The sequence below is a fragment of the Cobetia sp. genome (genome assembly GCF_983723665.1).
Genome location: NZ_CFDJES010000019.1, coordinates 5,106 through 21,344 on the forward strand (window position 1 = coordinate 5,106; position 16,239 = coordinate 21,344).

At 63.4% G+C, this 16,239-nt stretch carries 12 protein-coding genes; 4 read left to right on the forward strand and 8 right to left on the reverse strand.

Annotated features, from left to right (window positions below; translation table 11 throughout):
* The 5 genes from purB to AC4FAH_RS03635 form a co-directional block, all read right to left on the reverse strand.
* The coding region (gene purB, locus AC4FAH_RS03615; protein ID WP_490245648.1) for an adenylosuccinate lyase at window positions 1–1,289 on the reverse strand (1,289 nt) is incomplete at its 3' end.
* 149 nt (window positions 1,290–1,438) lie between these two features.
* A complete protein-coding gene (gene hflD, locus AC4FAH_RS03620; RefSeq protein ID WP_043333854.1) occupies window positions 1,439–2,074 on the reverse strand; it encodes a high frequency lysogenization protein HflD in 636 nt (211 codons plus the stop codon).
* A complete protein-coding gene (mnmA, locus tag AC4FAH_RS03625; protein WP_054555617.1) occupies window positions 2,071–3,252 on the reverse strand; it encodes a tRNA 2-thiouridine(34) synthase MnmA in 1,182 nt (393 codons plus the stop codon). Before mnmA ends, hflD begins: the two co-directional genes overlap by 4 nt.
* 201 nt (window positions 3,253–3,453) lie before the next feature.
* On the reverse strand, window positions 3,454–3,903 hold the full coding sequence (locus tag AC4FAH_RS03630; protein WP_043333853.1) for an NUDIX domain-containing protein: 450 nt from the start codon (window positions 3,901–3,903) through the stop codon (window positions 3,454–3,456).
* Window positions 3,903–4,706 (reverse strand): pseudouridine synthase, encoded by an 804-nt coding sequence (locus AC4FAH_RS03635; protein WP_153636424.1) that lies wholly within the window; start codon window positions 4,704–4,706, stop codon window positions 3,903–3,905. Before AC4FAH_RS03635 ends, AC4FAH_RS03630 begins: the two co-directional genes overlap by 1 nt.
* A 100-nt stretch (window positions 4,707–4,806) precedes the next feature.
* Here AC4FAH_RS03635 and icd point away from each other — a divergent pair, with 100 nt between their 5' ends.
* The 3 genes from icd (at window position 4,807) to clpA (ending at window position 9,268) form a co-directional block, all read left to right on the forward strand.
* Window positions 4,807–6,069 (forward strand): NADP-dependent isocitrate dehydrogenase, encoded by a 1,263-nt coding sequence (icd, locus tag AC4FAH_RS03640; protein WP_043333852.1) that lies wholly within the window; start codon window positions 4,807–4,809, stop codon window positions 6,067–6,069.
* Window positions 6,070–6,568: 499 nt separating this feature from the next.
* Window positions 6,569–6,970, forward strand: a complete 402-nt coding sequence (clpS, locus tag AC4FAH_RS03645; protein WP_082388342.1) for an ATP-dependent Clp protease adapter ClpS — start codon at window positions 6,569–6,571, stop codon at window positions 6,968–6,970.
* Window positions 6,971–7,003: 33 nt separating this feature from the next.
* The gene (gene clpA / locus AC4FAH_RS03650) at window positions 7,004–9,268 is read left to right on the forward strand and encodes an ATP-dependent Clp protease ATP-binding subunit ClpA (protein WP_043333850.1); all 2,265 of its coding nucleotides are present in this window, start codon (window positions 7,004–7,006) and stop codon (window positions 9,266–9,268) included.
* A 575-nt stretch (window positions 9,269–9,843) separates the two neighbouring features.
* Here the strand turns inward: clpA and infA are convergent.
* From infA to aat, 3 genes are all read right to left on the reverse strand, one after another.
* Window positions 9,844–10,062, reverse strand: a complete 219-nt coding sequence (gene infA, locus AC4FAH_RS03655; protein WP_024953359.1) for a translation initiation factor IF-1 — start codon at window positions 10,060–10,062, stop codon at window positions 9,844–9,846.
* Between the two features lie 354 nt (window positions 10,063–10,416).
* Complete coding sequence (locus tag AC4FAH_RS03660; protein WP_054555616.1) at window positions 10,417–11,220, reverse strand: arginyltransferase; 804 nt, start codon at window positions 11,218–11,220, stop codon at window positions 10,417–10,419.
* Window positions 11,221–11,256: 36 nt separating this feature from the next.
* Window positions 11,257–11,973 carry a leucyl/phenylalanyl-tRNA--protein transferase gene (gene aat, locus AC4FAH_RS03665; protein ID WP_043333849.1) on the reverse strand — a complete coding sequence of 239 codons (717 nt, stop codon included), beginning with the start codon at window positions 11,971–11,973 and terminating at the stop codon, window positions 11,257–11,259.
* Between the two features lie 170 nt (window positions 11,974–12,143).
* On the opposite strand from aat, the gene AC4FAH_RS03670 reads away from it, so the two are divergent.
* Window positions 12,144–16,232 (forward strand): DNA translocase FtsK, encoded by a 4,089-nt coding sequence (locus tag AC4FAH_RS03670; RefSeq protein ID WP_225347170.1) that lies wholly within the window; start codon window positions 12,144–12,146, stop codon window positions 16,230–16,232.
* The last annotated feature ends 7 nt before the right edge of the window (window positions 16,233–16,239 follow it).

The window sequence follows — 16,239 nt, forward strand, 5'->3', positions numbered from 1 at the left end:
TCCGGCAGTTCCAGCGTCTCGATGAAGGCGGCGAAACCGGCCTGGTCGATACGCTTGCCACGGGTCAGCTCCTTGAGCTTCTCGTAGGGCTTCTCGATGCCGTAACGACGCATGACGGTCTGGATCGGCTCGGCCAGCACTTCCCAGCTGTTGTCCAGATCGGCGTTCAGGCGCTCCGGGTTGGCTTCCAGCTTGCTGATGCCTTTCAGGGTCGCCTGATAGGCGATCAGACCCTGCGCCAGGCCGGTACCCAGGTTGCGCAGCACGGTGGAGTCGGTCAGGTCACGCTGCCAGCGGGAGATCGGCAGCTTCTGTGCCAGATGGCCCAGCACGGCGTTGGCGATGCCCAGATTGCCTTCGGAGTTCTCGAAGTCGATCGGGTTGACCTTGTGCGGCATGGTGGAAGAGCCGATCTCGCCGGCCACGGTACGCTGCTTGAAGTAACCCAGCGAGATGTAGCCCCAGACGTCACGATCGAAGTCGATCAGGATGGTGTTGAAGCGGCAGATGGCATCGAACAGCTCGGCGATGTAGTCGTGCGGCTCGATCTGGGTAGTGTACGGGTTGAAGGTCAGCCCGAGGCTCTCGACGAAGGTTTCGGCGTTGGCCGCCCAGTCGATGGCCGGATAGGTGGTCAGGTGGGCGTTGTAGTTGCCCACGGCACCGTTGATCTTGCCGAGCATCTCGATGCGTTCGATCTGCGCCAGCTGACGACGCAGACGCGCAGCGACGTTGGCCATTTCCTTGCCGAGGGTGGTCGGGCTGGCCGTCTGGCCATGGGTGCGCGACAGCATCGGCTGTTCGGCGTGCTGGTGGGCCAGCGCGACGATCGCTTCGGTCACTTCACGCATCTGCGGCAGCAGCACGTTGTCCAGGCCGCCACGCAGCATCAGGGCATGAGACAGGTTGTTGATGTCTTCACTGGTGCAGGCGAAGTGGATGAACTCGGTGACGGCGTTGAGTTCGGCGTTGCTTTCGACCTTTTCCTTCAGGAAGTACTCGACCGCCTTCACGTCGTGGTTGGTGGTGCGTTCGATGTCCTTGATGCGCTGGGCATCCTCGACACTGAATTCACTGACGATGCTATCCAGCACGGCGTTGGCATCCGCGGAGAAGGCCGGCACTTCAGCGATCTCGGCGTGGGCGGCCAGGCGTTGCAACCAGCGCACCTCGACGATGACGCGGGCACGGATCAGGCCGAATTCACTGAAGTGCTCGCGCAGGGCCTCGGTCTTGGCGCCATAGCGGCCATCGACGGGAGACAGGGCGGTGAGGGCGGACAGCTGCATGATGAGAATCTTCCGATGGTGGCAGGACATGATGCGCTGCCGGTTCAAGTGTCTCGGAGCCCGGTTGATGGGCTCCAGCGTTGTTGAAGCGAATTCGGGTGTGAATCTGGTGCGTCAGGTGACGCGCTGGCGCGAGCGCGGAGGCGGGCTCAGCCCAGCTGCTGCAATGACTTCTTGAGCGCGCTGCGCTGGAAGACCAGCTTCCAGCGACGGCCACCCTGCTGGTCCCACAGCAGCGCGAAGCGCACGCCTGCCAGCAGGGCGCAGCGGATGCGTTCCGGCATCATGCGCTGCTGCAGCAGGCCGGGGTCGCCCTGCACCACGATCCGGTAGCGGAAGGTGGAGAGGGTCTGCTGGTAAAGCTCGCCCAGACTTGCGATCACGTTCTCGTGGGTCGGCCCGAAGTGCTCGGCCTGGCCCTGGATGCGCGTCAGGCCCGCGCCCAGCTTGTCCAGCATGTCCGGGTCCTTCTTGAGCTTGCTCATCAGCATCACCAGCGAGAAGCCGTAACGCATCACCACGGGCGAGACCTGGCGACGTTCCATCACCGCACTGACGGTGTCGATGCCGAGCCGCAGGCGGTTATGGTGTCCGCCGTAGATGGCTTCGAAGCTTTCCGGATTGGTATCCAGCGTGGCATTGACCAGGGTTTCCCAGGCGCGCTCATCGCACTGGCCGTGGCGGGCCAGCTCATCGACCAGCGCGGCTGCCTGGAAGACGCCCGCCAGCGACAGTGCCTGGCGGGTAGTGGTATCAGTGACGGGACGGATCGGCACGCTGGTCATTGCGCGGCGGACTCCTCGGGGCCAGAGAGCGGGGCGGTGGAAGCGCTGGCGTCCGCCGCCGGAAGTTTCCAGGCGGCATCGATCACGCCGCCGCCCAGACAGATGTCGCCGAGATAGAAGACGGCAGACTGGCCGGGCGTGACGGCGCGTTGCGGTTCATCGAAACGCACCTCGACACGCTGGCCGTCATTGACGATCAAGGTCGCGGCCTGGTCTTCCTGGCGATAGCGGTTCTTGCAGCGAATGCGCAGCTCGCCATTGGCATCGGTCTGCGGCGGCTCGCCGGCGACCCAGTCGACGGATTCGGTGCTCAACGCCTGAGTGTAGAGCAGGTCGTGGTGCTTGCCCTGCACGGCGATCAGCACGTTGCGCTCCAGGTCCTTGGCACACACGAACCAGGGCGCGTCCGGATAGCGCTTGAGGCCACCGATTCCCAGCCCCTGGCGCTGGCCGAGGGTGTAGTACATCAGGCCCATGTGCTCGCCGATGACATCGCCATCGGGGGTCTCGATCTTGCCGGGCTGAGCGGGCAGGTACTGCTTGAGGAAGTCGGCGAAACGCCGCTCGCCGATGAAGCAGATACCGGTGGAATCCTTCTTGCGCGCGGTGATCAGCTCATGCTTCTCGGCGATGGCGCGCACTTCGTGCTTCTCGAGCTCGCCGACCGGGAACAGGGTGCGCGCGATGGCCGCCTGCGGCACGGCATGCAGGAAGTAGCTCTGGTCCTTGTTGGTGTCCAGGCCCTTGAGCAGGCGCGGGAGACCATCACGCACGCCGCCACGCACGTAGTGACCGGTGGCGATCAGCTCGGCGCCCAGCATCTCGGCATACTCGAGGAAGACCTTGAACTTGATCTCGCGGTTGCACAGGATGTCGGGATTCGGCGTGCGACCGGCCTTGTACTCGGCCAGGAAGTGCTCGAAGACGTTGTCCCAGTACTCCGCGGCGAAGTTGGCGGTGTGCAGCTTGATGCCGAGCTTGTCGCACACGGCCTGGGCATCGGCCAGGTCTTCGAGGGCGGTGCAGTATTCGCTACCGTCGTCTTCGTCCCAGTTCTTCATGAACAGGCCTTCGACGTGGTAGCCCTGCTCCATCAACAACAGGGCAGAGACGGAGGAGTCGACACCGCCGGACATGCCGACGATGACCTTGGTTCCGGTACCGGTTTCAGCGGTCATCAGTTCTCTCGTCACCCGCATGGCCGCGGGTTGTCACAAACAGGGGAGGCGGCAGCCCCGTCATTCTGGCGCCGCTTGAATGGGCGGGATTATACCTGAATGCGGGGGTGGGATTCACCCCGCCTGCGCCGTCTGCCGCACAGGGCCGCAAGCGCCGCTCGACAGCACGCCCGGCGGCGGACTTCCGGCGCGGGCAATCGCTCAATCGTGCAGCACATCCAGCGGGAAACGCTTGCCACGTTGGCTGTCGCGAATACGCCGGGTCACCAGCGGGCTGCGCAGGCGGCCCATGTCCTCGAGCTGCTCGATCTCCTCAAGCGACAGCCAGTGCGTTCTGACGATGTCAGGGTCCAGCGGCGTGCACAGGTGCTCAAGGGCGGCGGCCTCGAAACTGTGGGAGTGGAAGTGGGTGCCGTCCTCGGCCACGTGCACATAGAGGCCGAGATAGCCGGTCAGCAGGATGCGCCAGGCGGTTTCCTCGCGGACTTCGCGTTGTACGCCGTCGATGATGCGCTCATGCGGTTCGAGATGGCCGGCCGGCTGGTTGAACACCGTGCAGGGCCCGCCCTTGTCTTCCTCGACGATCAGGTAGCGCCCGGCGCGTTCGACGACGCAGGCGACGGTGACATTCGGGGTCCAGCGAGCAGCCATCAGGATTTCCTTCCTTTCTTGGGGGATGAGGGACGACGGGAGGGGGCGCGGGCGCCGGGTGTCTTGCCTGAACCCTTGCCTTCAGTCTGGCCAGAACTCCGACGGGAACCCCGACCTGAGCCCTTGCCGCTCTTGCCCGCGCTGTTGCCTCTATTGTCACTGCCCCGGGGGCCAGCGTTGCCGGTGCGGCGCTCGCCCGGCTTGCCAGTCGCGCCCTTGTGGCGTGGCGAGCGGGACTCGCGACGAGGTGGCGCAGGCATCTCGACTTCCTCGCTGCGCCATTCACCGGGGGCAAGGCCGTCGAGCTTCCACGGCCCGATGGCCGCGCGGATCAAGCGCAGGGTCGGCAGGCCGACGTGGGCGGTCATGCGGCGCACCTGGCGATTGCGACCTTCGCTGATGATGATCTCCAGCCAGTGGGTCGGAATGCTCGCACGGAAGCGCACAGGGGGTTGCCTGTCAGGCAACTCGGGAGGCTCGATGCGCCGCACTTTGGCTGGGCGCGTCATGCCATCCTTGAGTTCGACACCGGCACGCAGCGCGGCGATGGCCTGCTCGTCAGGGGCACCTTCCACCTGTACCCAGTAGGTCTTGGGCTGCTTCTTCTTCGGGTGCGCGATCTGGTGGGAGAGTGCGCCATCACTGGTGAGCAGCAGCAGTCCCTCGGAGTCATAGTCGAGGCGCCCGGCGGCATAGACATCCGGTACGTCGATGAAGTCAGCGAGTGTCTGGCGGCCCTGATCGCGGTCGGTGAACTGGGTCAGGACGCGGTAAGGCTTGTGAAGCAGATATATGAGAGACATGGTTTAGACTTTTGTCGCGGCTGCCGTATAAGCCTACTGTGAGAAGCGGCACGGGTGCTATACTCGCGCCTCCACTGAATCCATGACAGGGGAGTTATCAATGGGGTTCCAGAAGATTGTCGTCCCGGAAGGCGGTGCCAAGATCACCGCAAATTCCGACAATACCCTCAACGTTCCGAATAATCCGATCATCCCGTTCATCGAAGGCGATGGTATCGGTGTGGACGTGACTCCGGCCATGAAGATTGCCATCGACGCTGCTGTCGACAAGGCCTATGGCGGCGAGCGCAAGATTCACTGGATGGAAGTCTACGCCGGTGAAAAAGCCACTCACGTTTATGATGCTGACACCTGGCTGCCGGAAGAGACTCTCGAGGCTGTCAAGGATTACATCGTTTCCATCAAGGGTCCGCTGACCACTCCGGTGGGCGGTGGTATTCGCTCCCTGAACGTCGCTCTGCGTCAGAAGCTGGATCTGTACACCTGCCTGCGCCCGGTGCGCTGGTTCACTGGTGTGCCGAGCCCGGTCAAGAAGCCGGCTGACGTCGACATGGTCATTTTCCGCGAAAACTCCGAAGACATCTATGCCGGTGTCGAATGGAAAGCGGGAACGCCGGAAGCCGACAAGGTCATCAAGTTCCTGCGTGAAGAGATGGGTGTCACCAACATCCGCTTCCCGGAGAACTGCGGTATCGGCGTCAAGCCGGTCTCCGAAGAAGGTACCAAGCGTCTGGTCCGTCAGGCTGTCCAGTACACCATCGACAACGACCGTGAGTCGCTGACCCTGGTGCACAAGGGCAACATCATGAAGTTCACCGAAGGTGCCTTCAAGGACTGGGGCTACGAAATCGTCAAGGACGAGTTCGGCGGCGAGCTGCTGGATGGCGGCCCGTGGATGACCTTCAAGAACCCGAACAACGGCAAGGACATCGTGGTCAAGGACGTCATCGCTGACGCCATGCTCCAGCAGATCCTGCTGCGTCCGGCGGAATATGACGTCATCGCCACCCTGAACCTGAACGGTGACTACCTGTCCGACGCTCTGGCGGCGGAAGTGGGTGGTATCGGTATCGCGCCGGGTGCCAACCTGTCCGACACCGTCGCCATGTTCGAAGCGACTCACGGTACTGCACCGAAGTACGCTGGCCAGGACAAGGTCAACCCGGGCTCCGTCATCCTCTCTGCCGAGATGATGCTGCGTCACATGGGTTGGGTCGAAGCGGCTGATCTCGTGCTGAAAGGCGTCGAGAAGGCCATCGCCAAGGGCGAAGTCACCTATGACTTCCATCGCCTGATGGACGATGCCAAGCTGCTGAAGTGCTCCGAGTTCGGTCAGGCTGTTGCTGACAACATGGATGCCTGAGACCCTGCGTTGATCTGATGCCCAGGCATCAGGTTGCGTGACAGGTTTCAGCAGAAGGCCCCCGGACATGTCCGGGGGCCTTCTTGCGTTTGAGATGGAAGCTTCTCGGTTGCGCGCTCAGTCTGCTGCCAACGATTGCCACTCCTGTGCGTTCTGCGTGGAGCGTTCTGCGCGGGGGTTCTGTGCGGAAGCATTGCGGGCTTCATTGAGCGGCGAGACGCTTGAGTGGGTCGCCGGTTGGCGACGCCTGTCGAGAGGTGTCTGTCGCGTATGTGAGCGAAAATGCATGCAAATGTCCGCATTCATGTCAGAGCGTCGCGATGCAGGCATGAACGTGTACGCTCAGGCGTGCGCGACTAAAGCTTGCAACCAGATCGACAAGCCCCCATCTTTTCCTTATCACACCCACATTGAGACGACGTGGCAGCGCTTGACCTTCTCCGCGGCGCGTTGAGGCAATCTGCTTCGTCACGGCTTGTGTTCACCGGATCAGCCCCTTATGTTCAAGACAGAGACATCGCGCGGCAGTCCTCCCTTTCTGGAGACACTGTCGATCAGCAATCAGGCCCCGTCGGCTCAGGAACCCGGATACCAGGAAGACCACGAAGGTGATCTGGCATTCGAGACCGCTGAGCCTGAACTGGCTCCACCGCCCATGTACAAGGTCGTTCTGCACAATGATGACTTCACGCCGATGGACTTCGTCGTGGAGGTGCTGACCACCTTTTTCAACAAGGATCAGGAGCAGGCAGTACAGATCATGCTCGCTGTCCATCATCAGGGAAAAGGAACCTGTGGCATCTTCAGTCGCGACATCGCGGAAACGAAATGCCACCAAGTCAATCAATATGCTCGAGAGTGCCAGCATCCGCTGCTGTGCGACATCGACCGGGCGGAGTGATCCGTCCAAGACGCGGCCTAGAGGGGACTTGCCATGTTGAGCAAAGAACTTGAACTGACCCTGAACACGGCCTTCACCGTGGCACGTTCCAAACGCCACGAATTCATGACCGTGGAACACCTCCTGCTGGCACTGCTGGACAATGCCTCCGCTGCCGATGTCCTGCGCGCCTGTGGTGCCAATCTGGACAAGCTGCGAGTCGACCTTCAGGACTTCATCAATTCCACCACCCCGCTGATTCCGGAAGAGCAGGAAGACCGCGAGACGCAGCCGACGCTGGGCTTCCAGCGCGTCCTGCAGCGTGCCGTCTTCCACGTGCAATCCTCCGGCAAGAGTGAAGTGACCGGCGCCAACGTGCTGGTGGCCATCTTCTCCGAGCAGGAAAGTCAGGCCGTCTACTTCCTCAAGCAGCAGAATGTCGCGCGTGTGGACGCGGTCAATTACATCGCGCATGGCATCTCCAAGGTCGCGGGTCACACCCAGACGCCCCAGGCGTCGGTCGAGAATGAAGAGAGCGAAGAGGCGAGCAGCGAAGGCGGCAACAACCCGCTGACCAACTACGCCACCAACCTCAACGAGCAGGCGCGTCTGGGCAAGATCGACCCGCTGATCGGTCGCGATGGCGAGCTCGAGCGCGTGGTGCAGATTCTGGTGCGTCGCCGCAAGAACAACCCGCTGCTGGTCGGTGAGGCCGGTGTCGGCAAGACCGCCATCGCGGAAGGTCTCGCCAAGCGCATCGTCGAGGAGGACGTGCCGGACGTCATCAAGGAAGCCGTGGTCTACTCGCTGGATCTCGGGGCGCTGCTGGCCGGCACCAAGTACCGCGGTGACTTCGAGAAGCGTCTCAAGTCGCTGCTGGCGGAGCTGCGCAAGGAACCGAACTCGATCCTGTTCATCGATGAGATCCACACCGTCATCGGTGCGGGTGCCGCGTCCGGTGGCGTGATGGATGCCTCCAACCTGCTCAAGCCGCTGCTGTCTTCCGGCGAGCTGCGTTGCATCGGTTCCACCACCTTCCAGGAATTCCGTGGCATCTTCGAGAAGGACCGCGCCCTGGCGCGTCGCTTCCAGAAGGTCGATGTCATGGAGCCGTCGGTGGATGACACCATCCGCATCCTCAAGGGGCTGCGTGGTCGCTTCGAGGAGCACCATGCCATCAAGTACACCGATGCCTCGCTGGAAACGGCAGTGCGTCTGGCAGACCGCTACATCAACGACCGTCAGCTGCCGGACAAGGCCATCGACGTGATCGACGAGGCCGGTGCCCACCAGCGCCTGCTGCCGGAGAGCATCCGCGTCGACACCATCGATACCGAGCAGGTCGAGGCGATCGTCGCCTCCATCGCCCGCATTCCGCCGAAGACGGTCTCCAGTTCCGACAAGAAGCTGCTGTCCAACCTCGAGCGCGATCTCAAGATGCTGGTTTTCGGGCAGGACGACGCCATCACCGGGCTGTCCGCAGCGATCAAGCTGTCGCGTGCAGGCCTCAAGGCGCCGGACAAGCCGGTGGGCAGCTTCCTGTTCGCTGGCCCGACAGGGGTCGGCAAGACCGAGGTCGCTCGTCAGCTGGCGGCGCTGATGGGCATCGAGCTGGTGCGCTTCGACATGTCCGAGTACATGGAGCGCCACACCGTCTCGCGCCTCATCGGGGCACCGCCGGGCTACGTCGGTTATGACCAGGGTGGTCTGTTGACCGAAGCCATCACCAAGCAGCCGCACTGCGTGCTGTTGCTTGATGAGATCGAGAAGGCACACCCGGAAGTCTTCAACCTGCTGCTGCAGGTGATGGACCACGGCCGCCTGACCGACAACAACGGTCGCGAAGCGGACTTCCGCAACGTCATTCTGGTGATGACCTCCAATGCGGGTGCCGAGCAGGTGGCGCGTCGCTCCATCGGCTTCAAGCACCAGGATCACTCCACCGACGCCATGGAAGTCATCCGCAAGACGTTCTCGCCGGAATTCCGCAACCGTCTGGATGGCATCATCCAGTTCGGCGCGCTGGATCTCGCCGTGGTGCGCAATGTGGTCGACAAGTTCCTGGTCGAACTGCAGGCGCAGCTGGATGAGAAGCGTGTGCAGCTGGATGTCGCTGATGAGGCGCGCGACTTGCTGGCGACTCTCGGGTATGACCCGGCAATGGGTGCTCGCCCGATGGCACGCGTGATTCAGGAGAAGCTCAAGAAGCCGCTGGCAGAGATGATCCTGTTCGGCGACCTGTCCGAGTCGGGCGGCATCGTGCATGTCACGGTCGACAACGGCGAGCTGCACCTGGAAACGGAAGCGGAAATGGCGTGATCTGACGCTCAGCTTGCTGCCCTGAAGGGTCGACATGAACGGTCAGTGCTCAAGCACTGGCCGTTTTTTATGCCTGTCAGTCAGCAAGCTGTCCGCACGTAGCGAGCATGAAGTCGATTGCTCAAGCTGGACACGCGCGCACGCCAAGGGGCTCGCCATCCTCAAGGGAAGGGCGGGGAGTTGGATGAGTACTGGAGGAGGCGAATGCGTATCGGGGGAAGCGAATGCGTACTGGGGGGAGAAGATGCCCAGCGGGGATGAGCCGCCTGTCATCATTGAATGGGAGCGAAGGCCAGATTGGCGTTCGGGCTCAAGACGCATTCATGGGACAAGGCGGCATCATCGGAATACTCAGGCATACGCCATCGAGGTGGCGGGTGTCTCGCCGCGAAGGGCAAGTCTTGCAACCTCGATGCGTTCCGGGTCCGGGCGGAGGGTTCAGGCGGAGGTGACGCTGGTGCCTGAGGTGCCGGGAACGACCGGTTCAGCCAGCCGGTGTCATGATGATCGCATGCAGGTCCAGGACGTGCAGAGTGATCGATGGCATGGCAACCGGCAGGGCAGTCTGACCGTGCTTAGCGCGAACGGTAGACGATACGGCCCTTGGACAGGTCGTACGGAGTCAGCTCAACCTTGACCTTGTCGCCAGTCAGGATGCGGATGTAGTTCTTGCGCATCTTGCCGGAGATGTGAGCGGTCACGATGTGGCCGTTTTCCAGTTCAACACGGAAAGTGGTGTTCGGAAGGGTGTCGACGATGACGCCTTCCATTTCAATATGATCTTCACGCGCCATATAGGCTGATCCTCACTTATTACAGGGAATACTGCTGGTAGTTCCGAGCCGCCTCAGCACAAAAAGTGCCCGATTCGGGACTTCGATACGCGATATTGTGCCGTAAGGGCGGCGGCAAGGCAAAGTCGAAGCGCGATTGTACGTTCCTTGAGCGCCTGTGGGCAGCTCAGGAGGAAGATAAAAATCGGCATCTTGCGCCGGGGCAACTCTCGGCAGGCGGTTGGTCGGCACTCAGCGCTGTCTGGTGAGCCCCTGCCAGCTGAGCGTTGCGTCACCTTAGCGTTGTCGGAGCGCTTGCGTCGAGAGGGCGCCTGGAGAGCGCGTCGAAAGAGCCCATGCAATGAGCTCAGCGCGTCACTCGCCGGATGTCACTGACGCGCCTTGCTTGACCAGGCTCAGTGGCAGATGGCTGTCGGTATGGTTGGCCGGTATGCGTCGCCGCCAGTGGCTGCCATCCAGATACTCGAGCGGCTGGAAATGCTGCTTGTAGTTCATCTTGCGGCAATCGCGGATCCAGTAGCCCAGATAGAGGTGGGTCAGGCCTTCGCGGCGTGCCTGCTCAATCTGCCACAGCACCGCGTAGGTCCCCAGCGAGCGCTGATTCAGTGACTCATCGGGATCGTAGAAGGTATAGATGGCGGACAGGCCATGACTCATGCGGTCCATGGCGGCGACGGCCACCAGACGGCCATCGAGGCGAAAGCTCACCAGGCGGGCATAGTCATCGCGGGAGGTGAGGAAGGTGCGATACTGCTCATGACTGGGCGGGAACATGTCGCCATCCGCATGACGGCTGCGGATGTAGTGGGCGTACAGGCGATAATGCTCGGGGTCGAAGAGTGCCGGCCCCTCTTCGATGACCAGGTCGGCATTGCGACGCACCAGACGCTTCTGGGTGCGGTTGGGCGTGAAGTCGGCGATCGGCACGCGTACGGAAATGCAGGCACGGCAATCACCGCAATGCGGACGATAGAGATGAGAGCCGCTGCGACGAAAGCCGAGCAGGGCAAGGGCGTCATAGACACCGGAATTGGGCGCTTCCTGCGGATCGAGAAACAGCGTGGTCGCCTGGCGGCCTTCCAGATAGCTGCAGGCGTGCGGTACCGTCAGAAAGAAGCGCAGATCGCGTTGCGGTTGCTTGGGGGTATTGCTGCTCACCGTTGCATCATCTCCCTCTTGGAATTGCCGTGGCCATCATTCCCGGGCGTGCTGCGTGGGCCAGGATGTCAGTGACCACTTGCCCTCATGCCCTTGGCCAGTGGCATACTGGTCAAGATAGCTGATGAAATCGCTGCGGGCGATGCTGCGGGCGCCAAGACTTGCCAGGTGCGGAGTATGCATCTGACAGTCGATCAACGGAAAATCCCGTGCCTTCAATTCCTGGCACAGGATCACCAGCGCCAGTTTCGAGGCATCGGGCACGCGCGAGAACATCGACTCGCCGAAGAAGATGCGTCCACAGGCGACGCCATACAGGCCGCCCACCAGAGAATCGCCCTGCCAGACTTCAACGCTGTGGGCATGTCCCATGGCATGCAGGGCGATGTAGGCCTGCTGCATTTCTGGCAATATCCACGTGCCTGCCTGGCCATCGCGAGGAATGCTGGCACAGGCATTGATCACACCGGTAAAGTCGCGGTCGATACTGTAGCTCAGGCCTGCATTGCGCAGGCGCTTGGCCAGACTGCGGCGTACACGGACTTCCTCTGGCTTGAGCACCATGCGTGGGTCCGGTGACCACCACAGGATGGGGTCACCCGGACTGAACCAGGGAAATATGCCGCGGGGGTAGGCCGCCAGCAGCCACTCGGGACTGAGTTCGCCCCCTGCACACAGCAGGCCGTCGGGCTCGCTCAGGGCGGTGGAAGCATGCGGAAAGCGGACAGGGGCAGGGGGAAGCCAGGGAAGCATGGGCAGCCTCTTGTCGGTTCGGGAACATGCACGGAGCAATGGGCTCCTGGCGCCTTGGCGTCATGAGCAGACGTGAATCGGCAATTATGACGTCACTGCCATCGAATGGTTATGATAACCGGCTGAAGGTACATGGAAAATCGCCCACAAGGTGCAAGGGGGATGGCGACTTGACTGCCAAGAGTGCCAGAAAGACAAGTCGGGAACAGGCCAAGCCTGAAACCCGTAGCCGCCGTGCGGCAGCAACACCCAGGAAGCGTGCCCGTCAGAAAGCGGACTCGCCGGGCTTCTTCGCGCGTCTGCGCGGTGCTTCGGCCACTGAGTCCAGCCCGGCACGCAAGACGCCGCGCGTCTCGGGCAAGCCCGCGAGGAAGGACGCCAGCGGCCAGCCTGCTGCCAAGGCCAGAAACAAGCCGCGCGTGCAGGAAGAGAGCCCTGCAGCCCAGCGCCGCGCCGAGCGTCAGGCCGAACGCGCCGAACGCCAGGCCATCCGCGCCGAGCAGCGTGCGGAGAAGGCAGCGCGACCACCGTCACGCCTGACCACCACCCTGCAGGGCGTCAGCCGTGAAGGCGTGGTCATTCTCATGCTCAGCCTATGCGTCTTCATGCTTCTGGCGCTGTTCAGCTATGCGCCGACGGACCCCGGCTGGTCCTACAGCGGCCCTGAACTCACGCCCAGCAACTGGATGGGCAGCATCGGTGCCTGGCTGTCAGACGTGCTGTATTCGCTGTTTGGCGGCAGTGCCCTGTGGTGGCCGGCGATGCTGGGCTTCGGTGCCTGGCGTCTGATGCGTCAGCCCAGCACTGAGCTGGTGTGGGACCCGACGACCATCGCGGTGCGCGCTGGCGGCCTGTTCCTGCTGATCATGGCGACCTGCGTCATCGGCGATATCCAGTTCTACAGCCCCGACAGCCAGCTGACCAACGGCGCGGGCGGTATCCTCGGCAAGGGCATCGCCGGGGCACTGACGCCATTGATCGGCATGGGCGGCACGGTACTGGTCGCGATGGCCAGCTTCCTGTGCGGCTTCACGCTGTTTACCGGCATGTCGTGGCTGACGGTCATGGATGAGCTGGGCAATGGCTGCATGCGGGTGTCCGGCTGGTTCGCCGAGCGCTTCAACAGTCGCCGCGACGATCAGGACGCCTACGATGACGAGGCAGCCTACGCCGAAGAGTCGCTGACGCACGAGGACGGTGAAGAGGATGACTCGGATCGCGACCCGGCCCCCAGACTGAGCTGGTGGCAGCGTCTGCTGCCGGGCCGCCGTGCCCGTGAGGATGAGTGGGACGAGGACAGCGACGAGATTCTGCTTGGTCGCCGTCAGGAGGCAGAAGGCATCGCCGCCGAGCCGCGCGGCCAGCGCCGTGTCGAGCCGTCTCTGGATGGCGGCACCGACGAGGCCATCAGCGCTCGCGATGACTTCGCGGATGACCGCAGCACCGATATCCCGTGGCAGACCGCTGAAACCACGCCTTCCGCCAAGGTGCCGGGCGCTGCCTACACCGAGCGCATGACGGTGCAGAGCGCCAATGTCAGCATCGAAGGGGTTGATCTGGCCGCGGCCCTGAAGACCGCCGTGGCGGCAGAGGCCGCCTCCGCGCCGCGTGTCGCGCATGCCGATGTCACGCGCTCCCGTCTGCCGCAAGCCGCTGCCATTGAGGCCGAGCGCCAGCGTCATGCTGACGCCTCAGTCACCACGCAGGCTCCCAAGGCGGCGACGCCAGCCCCTGCCGCCGAAGATACGGCATCAGCCTCCGACAGTACGGCTGCCCCTGCTGCCTGGGACGCCGCCTCAGCCTTTGCACCGACCGCTCGTCACGACACGGCTCGTCATGAGACCGCCCGACACGACACGGCGCAAGACGCTCAGGCGCAGAGCGAGGCCGAAGCTCACAAGGCTCCGTCTCAGGCACAAGCTCAGGCTCAAGAGCTGGCTCGCGAGCAGGAAGCGCAGCGCTTGGCTGAACAGGAAGCGCAACGTCTGGCAGAGCAGGAGGCGCAGCGCGAAGCAGAACAGAAAGCGCAGCGTGCAGCCGAGCAGCAAGCGGCAGAGCGACAAGCGCAGCTCGAAAAGCAGGCACAGCTCGAGCAGCAGGCGCAGCTTGAGAAAGAGGCACAGCGTGAGCGCGACGCGCAACTTGCGCGCGAGCGCAGCGATGCCGCGCCGGATAGCCGCAATCAACCGCCGGAGCCCAGGGACGACGATGATGCGCCCCTGCCCGGCAGTGGTGGTCAATTCGCCACGGCCGCAGGGCTGGCTGCCGGTGCGGGTGTGATGGCGGCCGGTGTCGCGGCGGCCGCTTCCGAGACTCCCGCTCGCAAGGCGGTCGTCTCCTGGGATGATGCCTTCGAGCAGCCGACGGGCAACGCGCCGACACAGGCAGACGCGCCTGCGGCGCCGAGCAGCCCGTCTGCCACGCCGCCGCAGCATGCCCCTGAGCCGCGTCAGCCTGCAGCGCCTCATCAACCGGCCGAGCCGGTCGCACCAGCGGAGCCCGATTCCGTGGCGCCTCAGGCCGAGCATGTGCCGCCTTTCGAGGCGCCGACAGCCACGCCGGAAGCGACCCCCGCAACGGCCGAGCGTCCTTCCTGGGCCTATGACGGCGATGAGTCCGGCATGGTGCCGGGCGGTGGTCGTCTGGCGACGGCGGAAGATGCGCAGGCGGCTGCCAGTGATCCCTCCGGCCCGACCCTGTGGACCGTGGAGCACATGCAGAGTCAGCGCCATGAAGGCGCCGATCACGAGGACGAGCCGGAAGGGGACCTGCCGCAGCTGAGTCTGCTGACGCCGCCGGATGCCCAGAAGCCCAACTACAGCGAAGAAGAGCTCGACCAGATGGCCGAGCTGCTGGTGGTGCGTCTGCGCGAGTATGGCGTCAAGGCCGAGGTGGCGGATGTCTGGCCGGGGCCGGTCATCACACGCTTCGAGATTCAGCCGGCGCCGGGCGTCAAGGCGTCCAAGATCTCCAACCTGTCGACGGACCTGGCGCGTTCGCTGCTGGTCAAGAGCGTGCGTGTGGTCGAGGTGATTCCGGGCCGTCCGACGGTCGGCATCGAGATCCCCAACCCCAACCGCGCCATGATTCGCCTGCGCGAAGTGTTCGATTCCGATGCCTATCAGCTGGCGGAATCTCCGGTCACCCTGGCGCTGGGGCAGGACATCGGTGGCGCCCCTGTCGTGGCCAACCTCGGCAAGATGCCACACCTGCTGGTCGCCGGTACCACCGGTTCGGGCAAGTCAGTCGGCATCAACTCGATGCTGATCTCGATGCTGCTCAAGGCCACGCCGGACGAAGTGCGCATGATCATGGTCGACCCCAAGATGCTGGAGCTGTCGGTCTATGACGGCATTCCGCATCTGCTGGCGCCGGTGGTGACCGACATGAAGGAGGCCGCCAACGCCCTGCGCTGGTGTGTCGCCGAGATGGAGCGTCGCTACAAGCTGATGGCCGCCATGGGCGTGCGCAACCTGGCCGGCTTCAATGCCAAGATCGATGAAGCCGAGGCACATGGCGCCCAGATCGCTGACCCGCTGTGGGAGCCGCAGCCCTGGGAGATGCACCAGCATCCGCCGGTGCTCGCCAAGCTGCCCTACATCGTGGTGGTGATCGACGAGTTTGCCGACATGTTCATGATCGTCGGCAAGAAGGTCGAGGAGTTGATCGCACGTCTGGCCCAGAAGGCGCGCGCCGCGGGGATTCACCTGATTCTGGCCACCCAGCGTCCGTCGGTGGACGTGGTGACCGGCCTGATCAAGGCCAACATCCCGACGCGCATGGCCTTCCAGGTCTCCTCCAAGATCGACTCGCGCACCATCCTCGATCAGGGCGGCGCCGAGGACCTGCTGGGTCACGGTGACATGCTCTACCTGCCGGCCGGTGCCGGCATGCCGACGCGCGTTCACGGTGCCTTCGTCGATGATGACGAGGTTCACCGTGTGGTCGATGACTGGAAGCGTCGCGGCTCGCCGGAGTACATCGAGGAGATCCTCACCGGTGGTGTGCAGGCGGATGCGCTGGCCGGCCTCGAGGCTGAAGGCGAGGACAGCGATGCCGAGCAGGATGCGCTCTACGATGAGGCCGTGGCCTATGTGGTCGAGTCGCGTCGTGCCTCCATCTCTGCCGTGCAGCGTCGCTTCAAGATCGGGTACAACCGCGCCGCGCGTCTGGTCGAGGCGATGGAGATGGCGGGCGTCGTCTCCGCGATGGGCACCAATGGCTCGCGGGAAGTGATCGCGCCCAACCACAGCGGCTAGCCGCCGC

Excerpts from the sequence above, each read along its gene's own strand:
- hflD (WP_043333854.1), bottom strand. The coding sequence starts at position 2,074 with ATGACCAGCGTGCCGATCCGTCCCGTCACTGATACCACTACCCGCCAG.
- mnmA (WP_054555617.1), bottom strand. The coding sequence starts at position 3,252 with ATGACCGCTGAAACCGGTACCGGAACCAAGGTCATCGTCGGCATGTCC.
- AC4FAH_RS03630 (WP_043333853.1), bottom strand. The coding sequence starts at position 3,903 with ATGGCTGCTCGCTGGACCCCGAATGTCACCGTCGCCTGCGTCGTCGAA.
- AC4FAH_RS03635 (WP_153636424.1), bottom strand. The coding sequence starts at position 4,706 with ATGTCTCTCATATATCTGCTTCACAAGCCTTACCGCGTCCTGACCCAG.
- icd (WP_043333852.1), top strand. The coding sequence starts at position 4,807 with ATGGGGTTCCAGAAGATTGTCGTCCCGGAAGGCGGTGCCAAGATCACC.
- clpS (WP_082388342.1), top strand. The coding sequence starts at position 6,569 with ATGTTCAAGACAGAGACATCGCGCGGCAGTCCTCCCTTTCTGGAGACA.
- clpA (WP_043333850.1), top strand. The coding sequence starts at position 7,004 with ATGTTGAGCAAAGAACTTGAACTGACCCTGAACACGGCCTTCACCGTG.
- infA (WP_024953359.1), bottom strand. The coding sequence starts at position 10,062 with ATGGCGCGTGAAGATCATATTGAAATGGAAGGCGTCATCGTCGACACC.
- aat (WP_043333849.1), bottom strand. The coding sequence starts at position 11,973 with ATGCTTCCCTGGCTTCCCCCTGCCCCTGTCCGCTTTCCGCATGCTTCC.